The sequence below is a fragment of the Actinomycetota bacterium genome (genome assembly GCA_035640355.1).
Classification (GTDB): Bacteria; Actinomycetota; UBA4738; order UBA4738; family HRBIN12; genus CALGFI01.
Genome location: DASQWI010000021.1, coordinates 48,721 through 68,374, shown reverse-complemented (window position 1 = coordinate 68,374; position 19,654 = coordinate 48,721). Strand labels below are relative to the sequence as shown.

General features: G+C 68.6%; 19 protein-coding genes. 7 read left to right on the top strand and 12 right to left on the bottom strand.

All coding sequences use genetic code 11. The annotated features are described in order from the left end of the window. Window positions 1-30: 30 nt before the first annotated feature. The gene (gene mnmA, locus VFA08_11480) at window positions 31-1,110 is read right to left on the bottom strand and encodes a tRNA 2-thiouridine(34) synthase MnmA (protein HYZ14204.1); all 1,080 of its coding nucleotides are present in this window, start codon (window positions 1,108-1,110) and stop codon (window positions 31-33) included. On the opposite strand from mnmA, the gene VFA08_11475 reads away from it, so the two are divergent. The 4 genes from VFA08_11475 to VFA08_11460 are packed head-to-tail and all read left to right on the top strand — an operon-like array spanning window position 1,109 to window position 5,071. Further along, entirely contained in the window at window positions 1,109-1,957 is an 849-nt protein-coding gene (locus VFA08_11475) for an electron transfer flavoprotein subunit beta/FixA family protein (protein ID HYZ14203.1), read from the top strand. The genes mnmA and VFA08_11475 overlap by 2 nt on opposite strands. Before the next feature lie 4 nt (window positions 1,958-1,961). Continuing rightward, entirely contained in the window at window positions 1,962-2,924 is a 963-nt protein-coding gene (locus tag VFA08_11470; GenBank protein ID HYZ14202.1) for an electron transfer flavoprotein subunit alpha/FixB family protein, read from the top strand. Between the two features lie 60 nt (window positions 2,925-2,984). Further along, window positions 2,985-4,760, top strand: a complete 1,776-nt coding sequence (pabB, locus tag VFA08_11465; GenBank protein HYZ14201.1) for an aminodeoxychorismate synthase component I — start codon at window positions 2,985-2,987, stop codon at window positions 4,758-4,760. Beyond that, complete coding sequence (locus VFA08_11460; GenBank protein HYZ14200.1) at window positions 4,757-5,071, top strand: hypothetical protein; 315 nt, start codon at window positions 4,757-4,759, stop codon at window positions 5,069-5,071. The genes pabB and VFA08_11460 overlap by 4 nt, the downstream gene beginning before the upstream one ends. A 270-nt stretch (window positions 5,072-5,341) precedes the next feature. On the opposite strand, the gene VFA08_11455 is transcribed toward VFA08_11460, so the two are convergent. The 3 genes from VFA08_11455 to VFA08_11445 all read right to left on the bottom strand — a co-directional run bounded on the left by VFA08_11455 (window position 5,342) and on the right by VFA08_11445 (window position 6,958). Further along, window positions 5,342-5,551, bottom strand: coding sequence for a hypothetical protein (locus VFA08_11455; protein HYZ14199.1), 210 nt, complete (start codon window positions 5,549-5,551; stop codon window positions 5,342-5,344). A 133-nt stretch (window positions 5,552-5,684) separates the two neighbouring features. Then, window positions 5,685-6,185: a GNAT family N-acetyltransferase gene (locus VFA08_11450; protein HYZ14198.1), complete on the bottom strand. Its 501-nt coding sequence runs from the start codon at window positions 6,183-6,185 to the stop codon at window positions 5,685-5,687. Between the two features lie 2 nt (window positions 6,186-6,187). Further along, window positions 6,188-6,958, bottom strand: a complete 771-nt coding sequence (locus tag VFA08_11445) for an enoyl-CoA hydratase-related protein (protein ID HYZ14197.1) — start codon at window positions 6,956-6,958, stop codon at window positions 6,188-6,190. A 45-nt stretch (window positions 6,959-7,003) separates the two neighbouring features. Between VFA08_11445 and VFA08_11440 the strand changes: the two genes are divergently transcribed. Further along, a complete protein-coding gene (locus tag VFA08_11440; GenBank protein HYZ14196.1) occupies window positions 7,004-7,891 on the top strand; it encodes an aminoglycoside phosphotransferase family protein in 888 nt (295 codons plus the stop codon). A 101-nt stretch (window positions 7,892-7,992) separates the two neighbouring features. Then, the gene (locus VFA08_11435) at window positions 7,993-8,376 is read left to right on the top strand and encodes a transcriptional repressor (protein ID HYZ14195.1); all 384 of its coding nucleotides are present in this window, start codon (window positions 7,993-7,995) and stop codon (window positions 8,374-8,376) included. 19 nt (window positions 8,377-8,395) lie between these two features. Here VFA08_11435 and VFA08_11430 read toward each other — a convergent pair whose 3' ends face one another. The 3 genes from VFA08_11430 to meaB all read right to left on the bottom strand — a co-directional run bounded on the left by VFA08_11430 (window position 8,396) and on the right by meaB (window position 11,953). Further along, window positions 8,396-9,256, bottom strand: coding sequence for a hypothetical protein (locus VFA08_11430; protein HYZ14194.1), 861 nt, complete (start codon window positions 9,254-9,256; stop codon window positions 8,396-8,398). 95 nt (window positions 9,257-9,351) lie between these two features. Beyond that, on the bottom strand, window positions 9,352-11,001 hold the full coding sequence (locus VFA08_11425) for a methylmalonyl-CoA mutase family protein (protein HYZ14193.1): 1,650 nt from the start codon (window positions 10,999-11,001) through the stop codon (window positions 9,352-9,354). A 19-nt stretch (window positions 11,002-11,020) separates the two neighbouring features. Continuing rightward, on the bottom strand, window positions 11,021-11,953 hold the full coding sequence (gene meaB / locus VFA08_11420; GenBank protein HYZ14192.1) for a methylmalonyl Co-A mutase-associated GTPase MeaB: 933 nt from the start codon (window positions 11,951-11,953) through the stop codon (window positions 11,021-11,023). A gap of 89 nt (window positions 11,954-12,042) precedes the next feature. Between meaB and VFA08_11415 the strand changes: the two genes are divergently transcribed. Further along, complete coding sequence (locus VFA08_11415) at window positions 12,043-13,974, top strand: GMC family oxidoreductase N-terminal domain-containing protein (protein ID HYZ14191.1); 1,932 nt, start codon at window positions 12,043-12,045, stop codon at window positions 13,972-13,974. Between the two features lie 3 nt (window positions 13,975-13,977). Here the strand turns inward: VFA08_11415 and VFA08_11410 are convergent, their stop codons facing one another. The 5 genes from VFA08_11410 to atpD form a co-directional block, all read right to left on the bottom strand. Then, a complete protein-coding gene (locus VFA08_11410; protein ID HYZ14190.1) occupies window positions 13,978-14,784 on the bottom strand; it encodes a type II CAAX endopeptidase family protein in 807 nt (268 codons plus the stop codon). Continuing rightward, window positions 14,781-16,484: a hypothetical protein gene (locus VFA08_11405; GenBank protein HYZ14189.1), complete on the bottom strand. Its 1,704-nt coding sequence runs from the start codon at window positions 16,482-16,484 to the stop codon at window positions 14,781-14,783. The genes VFA08_11410 and VFA08_11405 overlap by 4 nt, the downstream gene beginning before the upstream one ends. Beyond that, window positions 16,481-17,752: a UDP-N-acetylglucosamine 1-carboxyvinyltransferase gene (murA, locus tag VFA08_11400; GenBank protein HYZ14188.1), complete on the bottom strand. Its 1,272-nt coding sequence runs from the start codon at window positions 17,750-17,752 to the stop codon at window positions 16,481-16,483. The genes VFA08_11405 and murA overlap by 4 nt, the downstream gene beginning before the upstream one ends. A gap of 100 nt (window positions 17,753-17,852) precedes the next feature. After that, a complete protein-coding gene (locus VFA08_11395) occupies window positions 17,853-18,146 on the bottom strand; it encodes a F0F1 ATP synthase subunit epsilon (GenBank protein HYZ14187.1) in 294 nt (97 codons plus the stop codon). A gap of 55 nt (window positions 18,147-18,201) precedes the next feature. Continuing rightward, entirely contained in the window at window positions 18,202-19,629 is a 1,428-nt protein-coding gene (gene atpD / locus VFA08_11390) for a F0F1 ATP synthase subunit beta (protein HYZ14186.1), read from the bottom strand. Window positions 19,630-19,654 lie beyond the last annotated feature (25 nt).

Genomic DNA, 19,654 nt, shown 5'->3' with positions numbered 1-19,654 from the left:
GCGACGCGAGGACCGCGCCCCCATCGAACGTCAGCGGATCGAACGAACGATCCTGCCGCCGCCGAGGAGCTCGTCGCCGTCGTACACGACGACGCTCTGGCCGGGCGCGACGCCGCGCTGCTGCGTTCGGAACTCCACGCGCATCTCGCCGGCCGTCGACTCGACAACCGCCGGAACGTCGTCGCCGCGGTAGCGCAGCCGGACCTCAGCCTCGAACGGTCCGTCTGCCGGCGGTTGTCCGGCCACCCATGACACGCGATCGGCGACGAGCGCCCGCCGCCCGAGCAGGTCGCCCGTCCCCACGAGGACACGGTTGGAGGAGGCGTCCACGTCGACGACGTACGTCCGCTCGCCTGTCGAGACGCCGAGTCCGCGCCGCTGCCCCACCGTGAACCGGAACGACCCGTCGTGTTCGCCCACGACCCGGCCGTCGGCGTCGACGATGTCCCCGCTCCGAACCAGTGACGGCATATGCGTCTCGAGGAACGCCGCATGATCGGCACCGGGCACGAAGCACACCTCTTGCGAATCGGGCTTGGTGGCGACCGGCAGCCCGAACCGCGCCGCCAGGCCTCGCGTCTCCGCCTTCGGCATGCCCCCCACCGGGAACAGCGATCGCGAGAGCTCGCCCTGGCCGAGCGTGTGCAGCATGTACGACTGATCCTTCGCCACGTCGTGACCCTTGCGCAGGTGCCACGTGCCGCTCTCGTCGCATACGGTCCGGACGTAGTGACCCGTCGCAACGTGGTCGATGCCGAGCTCGTTCGCGCGCCGAAGGAACGCGCCGAACTTGATGTGCTCGTTGCAGCGCGTGCACGGGTTCGGCGTCCGGCCGGCCTCGTGCTCGGAGAAGAAGTCGGTCAGGACCGTCTCAGCGAACGTCTCGCTCATGTCCACGATCTCGAACGCGAATCCGCCGATCCGTGCCACCTCGGCGGCGTCTGCGCGCGCCGCCGGACCGCAACAGCCGTGGTCGACACCGTCGGACGAGTGGATCAGCTCCATGTGCGAGCCGAGCACCTCATAGCCCTGCTCGCGCAGGAGGCACGCCGCAACCGACGAATCAACACCGCCGGACATGGCGACGAGCACCGATCCCTTGGAAGGCATGACTCGATGCTACGACGCCCTGCGCCGCACGCCTCGGCAGGACTGGTCGAGGAAGGGCGCGGGTATCCTCGCCGAGCGGATGCAGATCGTCGTGTTGATCAAGTACGTCCCCGAGCCGCTCGGCACGCCGACGCTCGGCGACGACTTCCTGCTCGTCCGGGAGGGCGTCGAGGGCGCGCTCGATCCGGGAGACGAGTACGCCGTCGAGGCGGCCCTCCAGCTCGTCGAGGCGCAGGGCGGCGAGGTCACGCTCGTCTCGATGGGACCCGAGGTCGCGATGTCCGCGATCCGCAAGGGGCTTTCGATGGGCGCGCACCGGGGGATCCTGGTCTCCGACCCGTCGCTCCGTGGCGCCGACGCGCTCGTGACGGCCAAGGTTCTGGAGGCCGTTGTCCGGCGGAACCCATTCGATCTAGTCCTCGCCGGGGTCGAGTCGACCGACGGCTATACCGGCACGCTCCCGATGACCGTGGCCGAGCTCCTCGGCATCCCCAGCGCGACGTTCGCGCGCACGGTCGAGGTGTCCGACGGGATGCTTCGCATCGAGCGGCAGACGGAAGGCGGATTCGACGTGGTCGAGTGCCTACTGCCGGCGCTCGCCACGGTGACCGGAAGCGCCGCCGAACCTCGCTACCCGACACTGAAGGGGATCATGTCGGCGAAACAGAAACCCGTCGAGCAGGTCACGATCGGAGACCTGGGCCTTGCGGCCGATGACCTGAAACCATCACAGCGCGTCACGGCCGCAACTCCGGCTCCCGAGAAGGGACCCGGCGAGATCCTGCAGGCCGGCGACGACGCATACGCAAAGGTCGCGGACCTCCTGGCCGACGCGAAGGTGATCTGACGTGATGATGTGGGTCTACGCCGAGGTCACGAACGACGGGCCCAAACCGTCGGCGCTCGAGCTCCTCGCCAAGGCCCGCGCGCTCGGCGGCGACGTCGCCGCTATCTCGCTCGGTCCCGGGGCGACAGCGTCTGCGAACGAGCTCGGCGAGCACGGGGCCGCAACCGTCTACGCCAGCGACGACGAGGCGTACGACGATGGCCTCGGGCGGCCGCAGGCGTTCGCGCTCGAAGCGCTCGCGCGCGAGCACTCCCCTGACGTCATCTTGTTCTCGACGAGCTACGACGCACGTGACGTCGCGGGTCGTCTGCAGGCGCGGCTTGGCACCACGTTGATGAGCAATGCCACCGACGTGCCGGGCGACGACGCCGCGCAGGCGCAGATCTTCGGGGGGAGCCGAATCATCGACGTCGCGCTCGAAGGCGCCACGCCGAGGCTGGTGCTCGTTCGCCCCAAGTCGTTCGTCCCCGAACGCGTCGGCGGAAGAGCGAACGTCGTGCCGGTCGACGTCCAGATCCCCGACGACCTGCGGTCGGCGAAGCGCGTCGAACGCCATGAGGAAGAGGCGGCGGGTCCGAAGCTCGAGGACGCGAAGGTCGTCATCGCCGGCGGCCGCGGCCTGCAGGACCCGTCGAATTTCAGGCTGCTGGAAGAGCTTGCCGAGGCGATCGGAGACGCAGCCGTCGGCGCGAGCCGCGCGGTCGTCGACGCTGGCTGGGTTCCGTACAGCTACCAGATCGGCCAGACAGGCAAGGCGGTTCGCCCCGAGGTGTACATCGCCGTTGGCATCAGCGGTGCGACGCAGCACGTCGTGGGGATGAAGGCGTCGAAGCGGATCATCGCGGTCAACCGTGACGGCGACGCGCCGATCTTCCGCCTGGCGGACGTGGGGATCGTCGGCGACGCGCTCAGCGTCGTTCCCAAGCTGATCGAGGCGATCAACTCCCGACGGGGGTCCGGGGGGTAGCACGGTGAGCGAAGCGAACGTCGTGCGAACCCTGGTCTCAACCCTCTGACTGGCGTCGGGATGATCGGGGCCCGGTTCGACGACCTGACGCCGGGCCAGGAGCGCTCGTTCGAGTTCGCGGATCCGGTGGGCGTTCTCGAGGCCCGACGCGCCGACGAGGTCGGGCCGATCATCGCTGCCGCGGAGGCCGCCGCGTCGCGAGGGCTCTGGGCCGCCGGGTTCGTCGCGTACGAAGCCGCCCCGGGACTCGACCGCGCTCTCGTCGTGCGCGAGCGAAGGGCGGGAGATGTCTTCGACGACCTGCCGCTCGGGTGGTTCGCCCTGTTCGACGCCAAGATCGACGTTGCCCCGATGCAGCCGGTGGCGGCGCGTTCCACGCTGCACGAGGCCATGCCGTGGCGCGCGTCGGTCGATCTCGCGCGATACGAGACGACGATCGAACGCATCCGCGAGCTCATCGCCGCCGGCGAGACGTATCAGGTGAACCACACGATTCGGCTGAACGCGCGGATCCGCGGCGACGAACGCGGACTCTACCGCGACCTTGCGCTCGCTCAGCGAGGGGGGTTCGCGGCATACCTGAACATCGGCCGGTATCGCGTCCTGTCGGCCTCTCCTGAGCTGTTCCTCCGCGTGGACGGCACCCACGTGACGACCCGACCGATGAAGGGAACCGCGCCGCGCGGGCGCTGGCTCGAGGAGGATGAGCGGATCGCCGCGGAGCTCGTCGCCTCTGAGAAGGATCGCGCCGAGAACGCGATGATCGTCGATCTGTTGCGGAACGATCTCGGGCGCATCGCTCTCGCCGGCACGGTCGCGGTGTCTCGGATGTTCGAGCCGGAGCGCTACGAGACGGTATGGCAGCTCACGTCGACAGTTGCCGCCGATCTCGCACCCGGAACTGCGCTCGTCGACGTGTTCCGGGCGCTGTTCCCGAGCGGTTCTGTGACCGGAGCGCCGAAGGTTTCGACGATGCGCATCATCCGGGACGTGGAGGACTCACCGAGGGGCGTGTACTGCGGCGCGGTCGGATACCTCGCGCCGAGCGGGTCCGGCGAACCGCGGGCGAACTTCGGTGTGGCGATCCGAACCGTGGTCGTCGACTCGCAGTCGGGAACGGCTGAATACGGAGTCGGCGGCGGGATCACGTACGACTCTTCGCCGGAAGCCGAGTACGGAGAGATCCTGGCGAAGGCCCGCGTGCTGTCCTCGGCCCGGCCTGCGTTCGAGCTGCTCGAGTCGATCCGGTTCGAGCCGGACGAAGGGTTTCGTCACCTGTCCGAGCACCTCGAGCGGCTTCGGTCGTCAGCTCAGTACTTCGGGTTTCGGTTCGATGCGGAGTCCGCCCTGGCGGCGTGCAAGCGTGCGGTCGAGGACGCCGCCGAGCCGGTGCGGATCCGACTGACACTCGCACGTGACGGAACGGTCGACGTCACCTCGAGCGCGCTCGAGCCGAGCCCTGGGCCGCGCGTGCGGCTGGCGATCGATGACGAGCCCGTCGATCCGGACGACGCCTTTCTGTTCCACAAGACGACGCTGCGGGAACCCTACGAGCGCCGGAGGGCGAAGCGACCCGATACCGACGACGTCTTACTCGTCAACACTCGGGAAGAGGTCACCGAAAGCACGATCGCCAACGTCGCCCTCCTGTTCGGCGACAGATGGGTCACACCACCACTCGACGCGGGGCTCCTGCCCGGCGCTTACCGTGCCGTGCTGCTGCGCGATGGGACGCTGACCGAACGACGCGTGACGCTCGACGAGCTTCGTCGCGCGGACGATGTGGCACTCGTCAGCTCGGTCCGGGGGTGGCGGGCCGCGGAGATCGTCCCGTGAACCTCGACGACGTACGCACCGTGCATCTCGGGCAGTTCACGCATGAGCACGCCGAGGAGATCGCCGGGGAGCTGGAACACGCGGGGATCGCCTGGTGGTACAAGGCGCCCGGCTTCTTCAGCCAGATCTGGGAGCTGGGCGTTCGGCTGTTCGTCGATCGGGATCGCTTGGACGAAGCGCAGGCCATCGCCGCGAAGGTGTTGGCGCGTGGTACATCGGCAGAAGAACGGGACGGGCCCTCGCGAAGCGAAGGCCCGTCCCACGGCGAGGACTACCCCGAGGGGGAGGGCTCCTCGTCCGGCCACACGTAAGAGTGCATGCGCTCTTCGTCGAGCGGGCATGCGCAGAACGGGCATCGCGGCGGCCGCTCGTAGACGAGCACCGCGTTCTCGCAGAAGGGGCACTCCGCCTCCCGCATGTCGGGGGCGTCGACCTCGTCGTTCAACATGAGCGCTCGCTCCGTTCCGGGGGGGAGCAGTCCTACCCGAATTTTCGGGAATGGCGCGAACGCGCTTGACGAGACCTTCTTCTTAGGCCGGACGCACGCGAGTGCGGCCGCACTTCTACTGTCTTCGGAACCGTTACGCGGCTTCCATCTCCTTGCGGCTACGGCGTTTGCCGCGCGAGATGTACTCGTGTACCGGCTCGTGTTGCCAACAGAAGTTCCACTTGTTGTAGATGGACAGCTTGGTACTGCAGCCCTCGGCCGCACACACTCGATCACCCGAGTACGTTCGGTTCGCCCGAGGGAGTTCGCGGACGCGGGCTCCGCGGTAGGCCGTTTCGCTCATGCTCTCTCCTCGGTTCAGCTCAGGACCCGTCCCCCGACCTGGTCCTCAGCTATTCGAACCGCGGAGGGCGCCGGTTCGTTCCCGAGGCACCCGAAACCGCCCGAGGGCGGCCCAGGACGGCCCAAGTCGAACGTCAGCGCTCGACAAGGCTGTCCAGGACCGCCCGCGTGGGGGCGGTGAGCTGGATGACCCGGGCCTCGAAGCCCAGCTCCTCCCAGAACTCCATCGCCCCGCGGTTCGGCGCGAACGTCTTGAGCTCCACCCAGTCGATCTCCCGTTCCGAGGCGAACCGAGCGGCCTCGGCCACGAGCTCCCGACCGACTCCGCGGCCCCGGAACCCCGCCCGGACCACCACGCCCGAGAGCTCGAGCGCCCGCTCGTCGGAGAAGCGGGAGGGGACCCTCGCCTCGCCGTACGCCATGCCGACCACCTCGCCGTCCGGGCCCTCGTCGTCCTCGGCCACGAGCACCACCGCATCTGGGTTGTTCATAGCCTCGCGGTACTTGGCGCCCACTTCGTCGTAGAAGCCCGGGCGCGGCGTGAACACCCGCCAGTCGGCCTGCATCCGGTCGAGCTCCTGGAACAGCGCCACGAGGGACGGCACGTCCTCGGGCCGCGCTTGCCTCACCCTCACCGCTATCTCCCCTCGAACGTCGGGTCGCGCTTCTCGAGGAACGCGCGCATCCCTTCCTTCTGATCCCCCGTCGAGAACAGCTCGGCGAATGCTTCACGCTCGATCCCGAGCCCCTTATCGAGGTCCGTCCCGAGCGACGCCGCGAGCGAGCGCTTGGCGGCCGCGTACGCTCGCGTGGGCCCTCCGGCATACACACGAGCCGCCTCGACGGCGGCCGCGTAGGTCTCCGCACGCGGCGACACCCTGTCGACGAGCCCGATCGCCAACGCCTCGTCCGCCGTGACGTGGTCACCGGAGATGATCAGGCGGCGTGCCGCGGAGAGACCGATCAACCGTGGCAATCGCTGCGTGCCCCCCGAGCCGGGAATGACGCCGAGGCGGATCTCCGGGAGACCGATCCGCGCGTCGTTCGCCGCGAATCGAAGGTCGCACGAGATCGCCACCTCGCAGCCGCCGCCCAGAGCGAAGCCGTTGATCGCCGCGATCACGGGCTTGGGGATGGCCTCGATGTCTCGACACGCCGTCTCGAGGGCGCCGAGGTGCGACGTGATCTCGTTCGGCCCGAGGTCGGCCATCGCCTTGATGTCGGCGCCGGCAGCGAAGATACGTTCTCCGCCCCAGATCACGATCGCGCGCGTGTCGTCGGCCGCGACGGCCCGCGCCGCATCGGACAGCTCGACGGCGACCTCGCGCGACAACGCGTTCGCCGGGGGTCTGTCGATCCTGATCGTCGCGACTGCGTCGTCGCGTTCGACACGCACGAAGTCGCCCATGGCGCGCCTATCCTCGCAGACGGTCCCGCGCTAGCGTTCGGCCGAATGGAACCGACGGCCGGCGAGGTTGCAAACGTCACGAAAGCCCTGAGGCGACTCGGGCGACCGGCGGCGTGGCGCGAGGTCACCGACGGCGGATACACCCCCGCCCGCCGATGGGTCGTCACCCTCGACGACGGCCCCACGGCGTTCGTCAAGGTGGCGACCGACGAGCTCACCGCGAGTTGGATCCGCGACGAGCACACGACGTATTCCGCGTTGCGGGGTGCGGCGTTCATGCCTCGGTTCATCGGTTTCCACGACGACGGTGAGCAGCCGGTCCTCGCGCTCGAGGATCTCTCGAGCGCGGTGTGGCCTCCGCCGTGGTCGACAGATCGGATCGACTCGGTCCTTCGGTGCCTCAACGACGTTGCGGCGTCGCCGCCGCCGCTTGGACTTCCGAAAGCCGCCGACGACCATCTCGGACTGCGTCGGTGCTGGAGCCAGATCGAGCGCGACCCCGAGCCGTTCCTTCGCCTCGGCCTCTGTTCGGATGACTGGCTATCAGACGCGCTCCCGGCGTTGCGTGCTTCGGCCGAAACGGCGCCGCTCGACGGCGGCGAGCTCCTGCACTTCGACGTGCGCAGCGACAACATCTGCTTCCGCCCAGACGGTCGCGCCGCTCTCGTGGATTGGAACTGGACGAGCGTGGGCAACCGGTGGCTCGACATCGCCGCGTGGCTGCCGAGTCTCCACGCGGAGGGCGGCCCCCCACCGCAGGACGTCGCGCCCGACGTCCCGCCGGGCCTCGGGTCGGTCGTCGCGTCGTACTTCTGCTATCACGCCGGTCAGCCGGCGATAACCGAGTGGCCGAACGTCCGCGCGGTTCAGCTCCGGCAGGCCCGGACGGCGCTGCCGTGGGCCGCTCGAACTCTCGGCCTGCCGCCGCCGTGAGCACATCCGTCGATTTGCACCTGCAACAGGATGCTAACCTCGACGACGTGGCCCTTCCCCGAACCGACGTGATCGAGCTTCTACGCCAGCGAGGCCTTCGCATGACGCCGCAGCGCCGGGCGATCGTCGCGGAGATCATGCGGACGCAGGGACACATCTCTCCCACCGAGCTCGCGCGAACCGTCCAGGGCGAGATGCCCGGCGTGAACGCCTCCACGATCTATCGAACCCTGGCCTTGCTCGAGGAGGTCGGCGTGCTCGCGCACGCGCATCTCGAGGGCGGCGCCGAATACCACCGCGCCGAAGAGGCCGGTCACGTCCACCTGACGTGCTCGAACTGCGGCGCCGAGGACGACCTCTCGATGGACGAGGCCGGTGCGCTCGTTCGGCTGATCGAGCGGCACCATGGGTTCCACCCCGACCTGACGCATTTCGCCATCGGAGGTCTCTGCGCCGATTGCGGTCGCGAGCTGGCAGCGACGTAGTGAAGGGGCGGCCAGCCCGCTAACCAGTGAAGACCGCCGGAAGAACGGCGTCCTTGCCGATGAGAAACAGCGTCCCGATCGCCAGGCTGAACACCGCTGTGATCACCGCAACCGTGGCGTAGATCGCGAAGTTCTTGGACGCTCGGAGGAAGCCGAAGGCCGACCCAAGCGTGATCACCGAATTCGACGAGACAAGGCCCACGATGAACGCGCCAAGGACGGCGACGCCAGCCACCCTGCCGCCCGCCCCCGCCGCTGTCACGAAGATGATGACCTGTGTCGGCGTCTCGGCCCCGATCCCGTGCAACATGCCGACGGCGAACGACGTTCGCTTGCCGTAGTTGGCGAAGGCATCGTCGTGTTCTGGTCGCGCGTGATGGTGATGCCCCGGCCGACCATGGTGGCCGTGGTGCCAGTCGGACGGATCGGTCGATTCGTCGGACCCGCCGCCATTGACGACCGTACCCGAAGCGGTGCCCCTGCCGACCTTCGATCTCGCCCAACACGCCCCCCGCCGAACCCCGGAGAACACCAGCATCCAGCGGCTCCGCAGACGGAAGTCGCGCCCGTGACGGATCAGCGAGACGAACACGTACACGCCCAGGACCACGAGCGTGACGCCCACGACCTTGGTCATGAACTCGTCGACGTTCTCGGGCAGACGTTCGCCCGCGACGATCGCAAGGACGCCGAGGGCGAGAACGATGCACGCGTGGCCTACGACGTACAGCGTCCCGAACAGTATCGAGTCACGGCGGTCCTCTTGCGAGCTGGTAATGTCGGTGATCGCCGCGATGTGGTCCCAGTCGATCCCGTGGCGGAACCCGAACCAGAATCCCGCAACGAGCAGCCCGAAGCCGAGTCCGTCTTCCGCCAGCATCCCCACCTCGTCGCCATGACGCGAGAAAGCGCTTCCGTCGACGGATAGTACGCCCTACCTGCAGTCTGGTGCAACAGATAGTCGACGCAACTGGCTCAGAACCGCGGGGTCTCCGTGTACTCGCCGAACACTGCTTTGAGCGTCTCGACGACCTCTCCCTCGGTGCACAGCGCCCTGGCGCAGTCGACGAGCGGCTCGACCAGGTTCGAATCCTCCGTCGCTGCCCGGCCGCGTAGCCGGTCGAGCGCCGCCGCGGCGGCGTCGCCGTCCCGCCTGGAGCGGAGCTCCGTCACCCGGTCGATCTGCGCGCGCTCGATCTCAGGCGGGATCTCCAAGGTCTCGATCGGCTGATCCGGCTCGACGAAGTCCGTGACGCCCACCTTGATCAGGTCGCCCCGCTCGTATCGCTCCTGCTCGCGGAACGCCGACTCCGCGATCTCCTGCTGGAAGTGCCCGCGGTCGATCCCCGCGAGCACGCCGTCGAGCATCGAGCCGTTCCCCATGGCCAGGACCCGCGCGAACTCGGCCTCGGCGAGTCCCTCCATCCGGTTCGTCAGCGACTCGAGGAAGTACGAACCGCCGAGCGGGTCGATCACGTTCGGGATGCCCGTCTCGTGGGCGAGGATCTGCTGCGTCCGCAGCGCGAGCTTCGCCGCTTCCTCGGTCGGGAGCGCGAGCACCTCGTCGAGGGCGTTCGTGTGCAGCGACTGGGTCCCCCCGAGCACCGCTGCCAGCGCCTCGATCGCCGTCCGGACGACGTTGTTCATCGGCTGCTGTGCCGTGAGCGACACGCCGGCCGTCTGTGTGTGGAACCGCAGGCGTATCGCGCTTGGATCCGTCGCGCCGTACCGCTCGTTCAGCCACCGAGCCCAGATGCGCCGCGCGGCCCGGTACTTGGCGATCTCCTCGAACACGTCGATGTGAGCGTTGAAGAAGAACGACAGGCCCGGCGCGAACCGGTTGACGTCGAGGCCACGCTGCCGACCGAGCTCGACGTACGCGAACCCGTCGGCGAGCGTGTAGGCGAGCTCCTGCCACGCGTTCGCCCCCGCCTCGCGGATGTGGTACCCGGAGACGCTCAGCGGGTGGAACTTGGGGACGCGCTCGAGGCAGAACTCCATCAGGTCGCCGATGAGGCGCAGGTGGGGCCGCGGCGGAAAGATCCACTCCTTCTGGGCGATGTACTCCTTGAGGATGTCGGTCTGGAGCGTTCCGTCCAGTCGGTCCCATGGCACGCCCTGACGTTCGGCCGCCGCCAGGAAGTACGCGAAGACGATCACCGCCGGTCCGCTGATGGTCATCGACGTCGTGATGTCGCCGAGGGGGATGCCCGCGAAGAGCTCGGCGAAGTCCTCGACGCTGTCCGTCGCCACCCCGCAACGCCCCACCTCGCCCTCTGAGCGCGGGTCGTCCGAGTCACGTCCCATCAACGTGGGCATGTCGAACGCGACCGACAGTCCGCCCTGCCCCCGATCGAGCAGGAACCGGTAGCGCGCGTTCGTGTCGGCGGCCGTCCCGAACCCCGCGAACTGGCGCATCGTCCACAACCGGCCGCGATACATCGTCGGATAGACCCCGCGCGTGAACGGAAACTCTCCGGGACGGCCTAGCTGTGTCTCCGGGTCGAAGCCCTCCAGATCCTCAGCGGTGTACACCGTTTCGACCGGCTCGCCGGAGAGCGTCAGGCGCTCGCGCTCGTCGTCGTTGGTGTCACTCGCGCGGCGCCGCTCGCGTTGCTCGACCATCCTTCGCGGCCTTTCCCGATCAGCGTTCGGACGGAACCCTCTCGGCCAGGATAGCCGCGGCTCGATACGGATCGACCCGCCGTTCCGCAAGGTCGTTGGCCAGCGCGACGTCCGAAGTGAGGAGCTCGCGCGCACCGGCACGGAGGCGTTCGGCTGTGAGCGTCTCGACCTCGCGTAGGAGACGAGCTCGACGCGTCTGGTCGAGCTCGCCCGAGGTCTCGAGGTACGTTCGGTGTTCCTCGATCGCGTCCCACAGCTCGCCGATGCCGTCTGCCTCCGTTGATGAGGTCTTCACGATCGGCGGAGTCCACGGCGTCTCGGCGCCCATGTGGATCATCTGACGGAGATCTCGCATCGCCGCCTCCACGCCCTCGCGGTCGGACTTGTTCACCACGAACACGTCGGCGATCTCGAGGATGCCGGCCTTCGCCACCTGCACCTGGTCGCCCCACCCGGGCGCGACCACGACGAGCGTCGTGTCGGTCGCCGCTGCGACGTCGACCTCCGCCTGCCCGACGCCGACCGTCTCCACCAGGATTCGATCCCGACCGGCCGCGTCGAGGATGCGAACGGCCTCCGGCGCGGCGAGCGCCATGCCGCCGAGGTGCCCGCGCGTGGCCATCGAGCGGATGAAGACGGCGGGATCGGTCGCGTGTGCCTGCATCCGAACGCGGTCGCCCAGAAGCGCGCCTCCGGTGAACGGCGACGTCGGGTCGATCGCCAGGACCGCGACGGTCTGATCACGCCGACGTGCCTCGTGGACGAGCTGCGCGGCGAGCGTGGACTTTCCCACGCCCGGCGAACCGGTGAGACCGATCGTCCACGCGCGACCGGTGTGCGGAAACAGTCCCTTTGAGAGCTCCTCGAGACCCTCGGCTCCGTCCTCGACCATCGAGATGGCCCGGGCGATCGAACGCGGATCGCCGCTCAGCACACCGGCGACGAGGTCCACGCCGGAAGCGTACCCGCAGCTCGTCGACCGACGTGACCGAGCCGCAGCCGGTTGACGAGCCGGAGCGCCCGCGCGGACGATGCGCTCCGGTGAGGCTCAGCAGCGGTCAGCGACGGACGCTCGGCGCGATCTGCGACACGTTCGCGCCGCCGCTGGACGGACGGCCGTCCGCGTCTGAGCTCGGCGTTCCGGAGACGCTCATCGAGGCCGCCGACGCGAATCTGAGTCCGAGTGAACGGACGCAGCTCCGCGTGCTGCTCTCGGTGTGGGAGTGGCAACGCGGCCGGCGCTTCACGTCGCTCTCGTTGCCGGAACGCGAACGCGTGCTCCTTTCGTGGTGCGACAGCCGGATCGCGGCGCGACGAGCGGCGTTCCAGTCGCTCCGCAAGTCGATCCTCGCGCTGTACCACATGCTGCCCGCCCCAGACGGCGGTCCGAACCCGGTGACGGCGCGGTTCGGCTACCCAGGGCCGCGACGCCCAGCCGAAGATGCGCCCCGAAAACGGTCGATCGTCCCGCTTCCCGTCGAGCGCGATGTCGAGCTCGAGTGTGACGTGTGTGTCGTGGGCTCGGGCGCCGGCGGCGGGACCGCCGCCGGCGTCCTCGCCGCCGCGGGTCTCGACGTCATCGTCATCGAAGCCGGCCATCACTACGACGACATTGACTTCGATGGCGACGAGCTCCGCGGCTGGCTGACGCTGTACCTGCAAGGCGGCGCGACGGCGACGCACGACCAGAGCGTGGGGATCCTGGCGGGCGCCTGTCTCGGCGGCGGAACGGTCGTCAACTACACCACGTCGTTCCGAACGCCGGAAGAGGTCAGACACGAGTGGGCACACCGATCCGGCGTGACGGCGTTCGCCGGCGAGGAGTTCTCGCGCGCTCTCGACGCGGTCTGCGCTCGCCTCGGAGTCAACCTGGATCACGGCAAGGCGTCCAGTCGCGACGAGATCATGCGCCGAGGGTTGGAGTCGCTCGATTGGCACGTCGAGGCGATGCCCCGGAACGTTCTGGGGTGCACGCAGGACGCCGACTGCGGCTACTGCGGTTTCGGCTGTCGGGTGGGAGCCAAGCAGTCGACGGTCAAGACGTGGCTCGCCGACGCACATGCGGCCGGCGCTCGCTTCGTGGTGGGGACGCGCGCGGAACGCGTCACGCTGGCGAACGGCGCCGCGACCGGCATCATTGCGAGAACGCGAGAAGGTCACCGTGTTGCCGTCCGCTCTCGTGCGGTGGTCGCCGCTGCGGGCTCGCTGCACACACCCGCATTGTTGCGGCGGTCCGGCCTGCGCAACGCGAACATCGGCCGGCATCTCCGGCTCCATCCGGTCACGGGACTCCTCGGCGTCTTCGACGAGGAAGTCCGCCCGTGGGAGGGAACGATCCAGGCCCTCTACTCGGACCAGCTGCGCGACCTACACGACGGCTACGGCGTCAGGTACGAGACGACGGCGCTCCACCCAGGGCTCATGGTCGGGTTCGCGCCGTGGCGTAGGGCTGCGGACCACGCGGAGTTCGTTCGCGCACTGCCGAACGCCGGCGTCATCGGCGTTCTCCTTCGGGATCGCGGAGCGGGAGAGGTCCGTGTGCGGCGGAGCGGCGACCCCATCGCGCGATACCGATTGTCCGACTACGACGTTGAACACGTGCGCCGCGGTGTGGACGGCGCGGCGCGGATCCTCGAGGCGGCCGGCGCCCGGCGAATCCACTCGGTCCACTCAAAGGACATCGCGTACGAGCCGGGACGCGGCAGCCGCGAGCGGTTCCTTGCCGAGGCCGACGCGTGCGGCTGGCGGGCGGGGCAGTGCGCGTTCTACTCGTTCCATCAGATGGGGACGGCGCGCATGGGATCGACGCCCGAATCGTCGGCCTGCCGGCCTGACGGCGAGACGTGGGACGTTCGAAACATCTCCGTTTGCGACGCTTCGTCGTTCCCGAACGCGTCCGGAGTGAATCCCATGGTCACGATCGAGGCGATCGCGTACATGAACGCGAACGCGCTGGCAGCGAAGCTTCGCTAGCCGCTACCGAAGCGTGTAGATCAGCGTCAGCCCGATGACGTTGAACACCACGTGCGCGACGATCGGAGCGAGGATCGTTCCTCGCCGCTCGTACCACCACGCGAGCGCGATCCCGTTGAAGAACATCACGCCGATCAGCAACAACGCGTCCTGCCAGTCCGCGTCGAGGAAGTGGATGAGGCCGAACCCGACCCCCGACGCGAGCAGCCCGCTCAGCAGGCCGTAGCGATCGCGCACCGCGCGGAACAGCACGCCGCGGAAGAACAGTTCCTCGCTCAGCGGCGCTATGACGATCCCGTAGACGACGGTGACGATCACCGTCGCGGTCGACGGTTCGGACGGCACCTGCTCGGGCGCCTCGACGGGCTCACCGGAGATGACGCCGAGAAGCAGCGCGAGGATCACCCCCACCACGAACACCATCGCCGGGTACAGCGCGAGACCGAACCCGATCGAGGAACGGATCTCGGCCCACCACTCGCGTCGAGCCGGGAACCCCAGGATGTCGCGCCAGTCTGGGTGCCTTGCCGAGAGCCACCCCAGGAGCGTGCCGGCGATCACGATCGAGGCGACGGCGCTCGCCGACAGCACGGCGAGGTCTTCGTTCTCGATCCAACCGAGGATCGGAATCGTCGTGATCCCTCCCAGGATGAACGCGACGACGTACACGGCGATCGCCTCCCACGGCGTCCAGGTGGCGCGCGGTCGCGACTGGAGACGCGTGACGTCTTCGTGTGTCGGACCGACGGGGAGCCGGTCCGGTCGCGGCGGCACTCGATCGAGATCCGGCCCAGGAAGGTCAGCGCTCATTCCGCCCCCATCTTGCCGGTGGGTGCGAGAAGCGACACGCCCACCATTCCTCCCAGGCCGAGCCCGAAGAAGAGTCCTGCGGCGGCCGGTCCGGTGTCGTTCACGAGATAGGCCACGACCCCGGCGACGAACGTCACGACCACGGCGTCGCGCCACGCGGGCCATCGCCGGAAGGTGGCGCGGATGGGCGGCGGCGGCCGGAGCGCGACGAACAACGCGATGGGGAGACCGACGACGGGGATCAGCGCCGCGGGGTTGCGAGCGATGAGGTCGACCCCGGCCTCGAGACGCTCGACGAGCGTGCGGGTCACTCCGCCGAGGCCATTCGTGTCGCTCTCGAACCTCGTCACGTGCGTTTCGAACGGTAAGAGCGCGTGGCTCACGAGGATCACGGCCGTCCCGATCGCGGTGACGGCCACCGTGACGGCGGCCCCCTTCGCGATCGCCAGCCGGTCGCGCTCGCGAACCGCGAGCCACAGTCCGGCCGCGACGAACGACGTGACCGCTCCGCCCAGGTCGGCGCCGATGAACGGTAGGCCCGCGAACAGCCCTGCGCCGCAGAGCAACGCGAATCCGGCGAGCGTGCCGAGACGATGCGCCACCCACAGACAAGAGCCGACGAGCAAACCGAGAGCCACGTTCGGCAACCCGTAGAACCTCCCCCCGTCGAGCTGCGACCCGCCGAGCAGCGGCGTCAGCATCCCCGCCCATCCGGACGCCGCCTCGAGGACGAACGCGATGAGGACGGCGATGCCGATGCCGAACGGCACGAGCGTCGTCTCCGCGCGTTCGAGCGGAGAGAACGCCATCGTTCCGAACACCGTCACGATCGCCACCATCGGCACGGCCGTCGCGTACGACAGCTCCGGAAGGTGACCCGCAGCGAGCAGCCCGGTCGCGAGCATGGGTACGGAGAGTGAGGCCCACCCCATCACGCGACGCCACGCGACCGGCACCCGTGCTCCCCGCGCGAGCAGACCGATCGCCAACAGGCCCGCACCGATCACGTACGCGGCGGCGGCGGTCCCGATCGGCACGTACAGTCGCCGCTGCGCGAGGTAGCGCTCGTACAACTGATACGGCGGCGGACCCTCGATGATCCGGATCGGCTCGCCGGCGGTGGATCCACGGTCAGCGTTTGTACCCAGGTACGCGGCTACGGTCGGCCGAACGTCGTCCCCAAGGACGACGCCGTCCCGACGAGTCGAGTCCGACGTGAGCGAGCCCTGCTCGCCCGTCTCCGAGAACACGTCGCCGGGCTCACCGAGCCCGCCGGCAGCGAGCACGATGCCACCTTCAGCGGCGGGCGATGGGTCGCCGAAGTCTGTTCCGATGACGATCACGAGGACCTCGTCGGGTTGGACGAACAGGTTTCCGAGGACGGCTCGCTCGACGAGGTTCGCGAGGTCCCCCTCGGCGACTTGGGAACCGACGATCGTTCTCACCACGCCGCGTCCGGCGCCGGCGTGGAGGATGTCAACGAGCGGCTCGGACCGTGCGAGCAGCGCGGCACCGCCCGCTCGGGCGAGCGATGCGACATCGGGCATCGCCAGAAGCTCCTCGAAGGACGAGTCGGCGACGAACACGATCATCACGCGCCGGTCTTCGTCGATCTGCGCGCGCACTGGTTGGAGGGAGATCACGGTCGCGAACGCAACCCCCGCCATAACCAGGAGCGCGCCGAGCCGCGCTCGGGTCACGAGTAGGCGACGGACAACTCGCGTTCGCGCCGGGCAGTGGCGCCGAGCATCGACAGTTTCGCCTCGAAGTCTTGGTACCCGCGGTCGACGTGGTACATGTCCTCGATCTCGGTGACGCCGTCGGCGGCGAGGGCCGCGATCACCATCGCCGCCCCGGCGCGGATGTCGAGCGCTCGAACCGGCGCCGCGGAGAGCCGCTCGACGCCGCGGATCACCGCGTGGTGTCCCTCGGTTCGGATGTCGGCGCCCATTCGGTTGAGCTCATCCACGAACATGAACCGGCTCTCGAACACGTTCTCTGTCACGATGCTCGTGCCGTCAGCACCCGCGAGGAACGCCATCATCTGTGGCTGCAGATCCGTGGGGAACCCCGGATACGGCAACGTCACGAGATCCACCTCATTGGGACGAGAGCGCAACGAGACCGCAACACCGTCCTCGGTGATGGAGACGTCCGCTCCGGCGTCCGCGAGCTTGGAAAAGACCAGATCCATGTGGTCGGCTCGCGCGCCCTCGAGCACCACGCTTCCACCGGTCGCGCACGCCGCGATGGCGAACGTCCCGACCTCGACGCGGTCTGGGATGACGGTGTGCTCCACGGGCTCGAACGCGTCCACGCCTTCGATCTCGATCGTCGGGGTTCCCACTCCTTCGATGCTCGCCCCCATCCCCGTGAGGAACGACGCGAGGTCGACGAGCTCCGGTTCGCGCGCGGCATTCTCGATCACCGTGGTACCTCGCGCCGCGACCGCCGCCATGAGCGCGTTCTCCGTCGCGCCGACGCTCGGGAAATCGAGCGTGATGACCGCGCCACGGAGGCCTTGTGCCGTCGCCTCGAAGAACCCGTGCTCCGAGTGGAACTGCGCGCCCATCTTCTCCAGCCCCCGGACGTGCAGGTCGATCTGGCGGGAACCGATGTTGCACCCGCCCGGCATCGCGACGCGCGCGTAACCGAACCGCGCGAGGAGGGGTCCGAGAACGAGGATGGATGCGCGCATCCGACTGACGAGCTCGTACGGCGTCTCGCGCGGCGTGACATCGGTCGCGTCGATCATCAGGGTGCCATCGGTCCACGCGGGCGCCGCGCCGAGGTGCTCGAGCACCTCCACCATCGTTACGCAGTCCTGGATCCGGGGGACGTTGTGGATCACCGAACGGCCGGGCGCGAGGAGTGCGGCGGCCATGAGCTTCAGCGCCGAGTTCTTGGCGCCGGCGATGGGAACGCTGCCCGAAAGCGGCGTTCCGCCTGTGACCACCAACCGATCCATGCGCCCGCTCCCCAAGCCTTCGTTCAGAACCACCCTGGCCGACCGCTACTGCGCCGGTGAACGCACGATCCTAGATCCAGACCTTCGCCCGGCCGGGACCTCAACGCCCGGCTTCGGCCTCGGCGACGTCGCCAGCCTGGGACGCCAGCACGTCGACGCGGGTTCCATCATCCCCGCTCGTGACGTGCATGAATCCGCCCTCGACGGCCGTCCGTTCCCAACGTCCATCCTCGCGCTGGATCCGAAGAGGGGCGTTGGCCAGGCGGATCAGAAGTGGCGCGTGACCGGCGAGGATCCCGACATCGCCTTCGACGCCGTGCGCGACGACCATCTGCGCCGTTCCAGACCAGACCTCGCGCTCGGGCGTGACCACGTGGACGTCGAGCGTGGCCATTACGACCCGGGGGTCCGCACAACGTTCGCTTCGCTCACTGCTACCCCCACCCCCGCTACGCGGCCTGCTTCATCTTCTCGGCGGCCTGGACGGCCTCCTCCACGCCGCCGACCAGGAGGAACGCCTGCTCGGGCAGGTGGTCGTACTCGCCCTCGGTGAGCGCTCGGAACGACGCGATCGTCTCGTCGACCGGGACGTACTTGCCGGGGATCCCCGTGAACTGCTCGGCCACGAAGAACGGCTGCGACAGGAACAGCTGGATCCGCCGCGCCCTGGCCACGATGACCTTGTCCTCCTCGGACAGCTCGTCGACACCGAGGATGGCGATGATGTCCTGCAGGTCCTTGTAGCGCTGAAGGACCTCCTGCACGCGACGCGCGACGGCGTAGTGCTCGTCGCCAACGTACCGTGCGTCGAGGATCCGGCTCGTGGAGTCGAGCGGATCGACGGCGGGATAGATGCCGAGCGCGGCGATGTCGCGCGAGAGGACCGTCGTGGCGTCCAGATGGGCGAACGCCGTGTGCGGCGCCGGGTCCGTGATGTCGTCCGCGGGAACGAAGATCGCCTGCAACGACGTGATCGAACGCCCCTTCGTCGAGGTGATCCGCTCCTGCAGCTCGCCCATCTCGTCGGCGAGCGTCGGCTGGTACCCCACCGCCGAGGGCATCCGGCCGAGCAGCGTCGACACCTCGGAACCCGCCTGCGTGAACCGGAAGATGTTGTCGATGAACAGCAACACGTCTTTTCGTTCGACGTCGCGGAAATACTCGGCCATCGTAAGCGCCGAGAGACCGACACGGAGACGCACGCCCGGCGGTTCGTCCATCTGACCGAACACCAGCGCGGTGTTCTTGATGACGCCCGACTCGGTCATCTCGAGGAACAGGTCGTTCCCCTCGCGCGTGCGCTCGCCGACGCCCGCGAACACGGAGACGCCGCCGTGCTGCTGAGCCTGCCGGCGGATCATCTCCTGGATGATCACCGTCTTTCCCACGCCTGCGCCGCCGAACATCCCGATCTTGCCGCCCTGCACGTAAGGCTCGAGCAGGTCGATGACCTTGATGCCGGTCTCCAGAATCTGCTGCTTCGGCTCGAGGTCCTCGAACGGCGGCGGGTCCCGGTGGATGGGCCATCGGTCGGACGCCTCGATGCTGGAGGGTTCGGCGTCCAGTGGCTCACCGAGCACGTTGTACACGTGCCCGAGCACGCCCTCGCCGACGGGCACGGTGATCGGACCGCCCGTGTTCGTGACCGGTGCTCCGCGGACGAGCCCGTCGGTCGGCCTGAGCGCGATCGCGCGCACGATTCCGTCGCCGACGTGCTGCGCGACCTCGCACGTGATCGTCTGGGTCTGGTCGCCGAGCGTCACGTCGACCGTGAGCGCGGTGTTGATCTCTGGGAGCCCGTCCGGGGGAAACTCGACGTCCACCACCGGGCCGATCACGCGCACGACCCTTCCTTCCGAACGTTCCTCGTCAGCCATGTTCATGCTCCTGTTCTGACTCTCG

Bases quoted from the DNA above. Each gene is read 5' to 3' on its own strand.
- VFA08_11475 (HYZ14203.1), top strand. From the start codon at position 1,109: ATGACTCGATGCTACGACGCCCTGCGCCGCACGCCTCGGCAGGACTGG.
- mnmA (HYZ14204.1), bottom strand. From the start codon at position 1,110: ATGCCTTCCAAGGGATCGGTGCTCGTCGCCATGTCCGGCGGTGTTGAT.
- VFA08_11470 (HYZ14202.1), top strand. From the start codon at position 1,962: ATGATGTGGGTCTACGCCGAGGTCACGAACGACGGGCCCAAACCGTCG.
- pabB (HYZ14201.1), top strand. From the start codon at position 2,985: ATGATCGGGGCCCGGTTCGACGACCTGACGCCGGGCCAGGAGCGCTCG.
- VFA08_11455 (HYZ14199.1), bottom strand. From the start codon at position 5,551: ATGAGCGAAACGGCCTACCGCGGAGCCCGCGTCCGCGAACTCCCTCGG.
- VFA08_11445 (HYZ14197.1), bottom strand. From the start codon at position 6,958: ATGGGCGACTTCGTGCGTGTCGAACGCGACGACGCAGTCGCGACGATC.
- VFA08_11440 (HYZ14196.1), top strand. From the start codon at position 7,004: ATGGAACCGACGGCCGGCGAGGTTGCAAACGTCACGAAAGCCCTGAGG.
- VFA08_11435 (HYZ14195.1), top strand. From the start codon at position 7,993: ATGACGCCGCAGCGCCGGGCGATCGTCGCGGAGATCATGCGGACGCAG.
- VFA08_11430 (HYZ14194.1), bottom strand. From the start codon at position 9,256: ATGCTGGCGGAAGACGGACTCGGCTTCGGGCTGCTCGTTGCGGGATTC.
- VFA08_11425 (HYZ14193.1), bottom strand. From the start codon at position 11,001: ATGGTCGAGCAACGCGAGCGGCGCCGCGCGAGTGACACCAACGACGAC.
- VFA08_11410 (HYZ14190.1), bottom strand. From the start codon at position 14,784: ATGAGCGCTGACCTTCCTGGGCCGGATCTCGATCGAGTGCCGCCGCGA.
- murA (HYZ14188.1), bottom strand. From the start codon at position 17,752: ATGGATCGGTTGGTGGTCACAGGCGGAACGCCGCTTTCGGGCAGCGTT.
- VFA08_11395 (HYZ14187.1), bottom strand. From the start codon at position 18,146: ATGGCCACGCTCGACGTCCACGTGGTCACGCCCGAGCGCGAGGTCTGG.
- atpD (HYZ14186.1), bottom strand. From the start codon at position 19,629: ATGGCTGACGAGGAACGTTCGGAAGGAAGGGTCGTGCGCGTGATCGGC.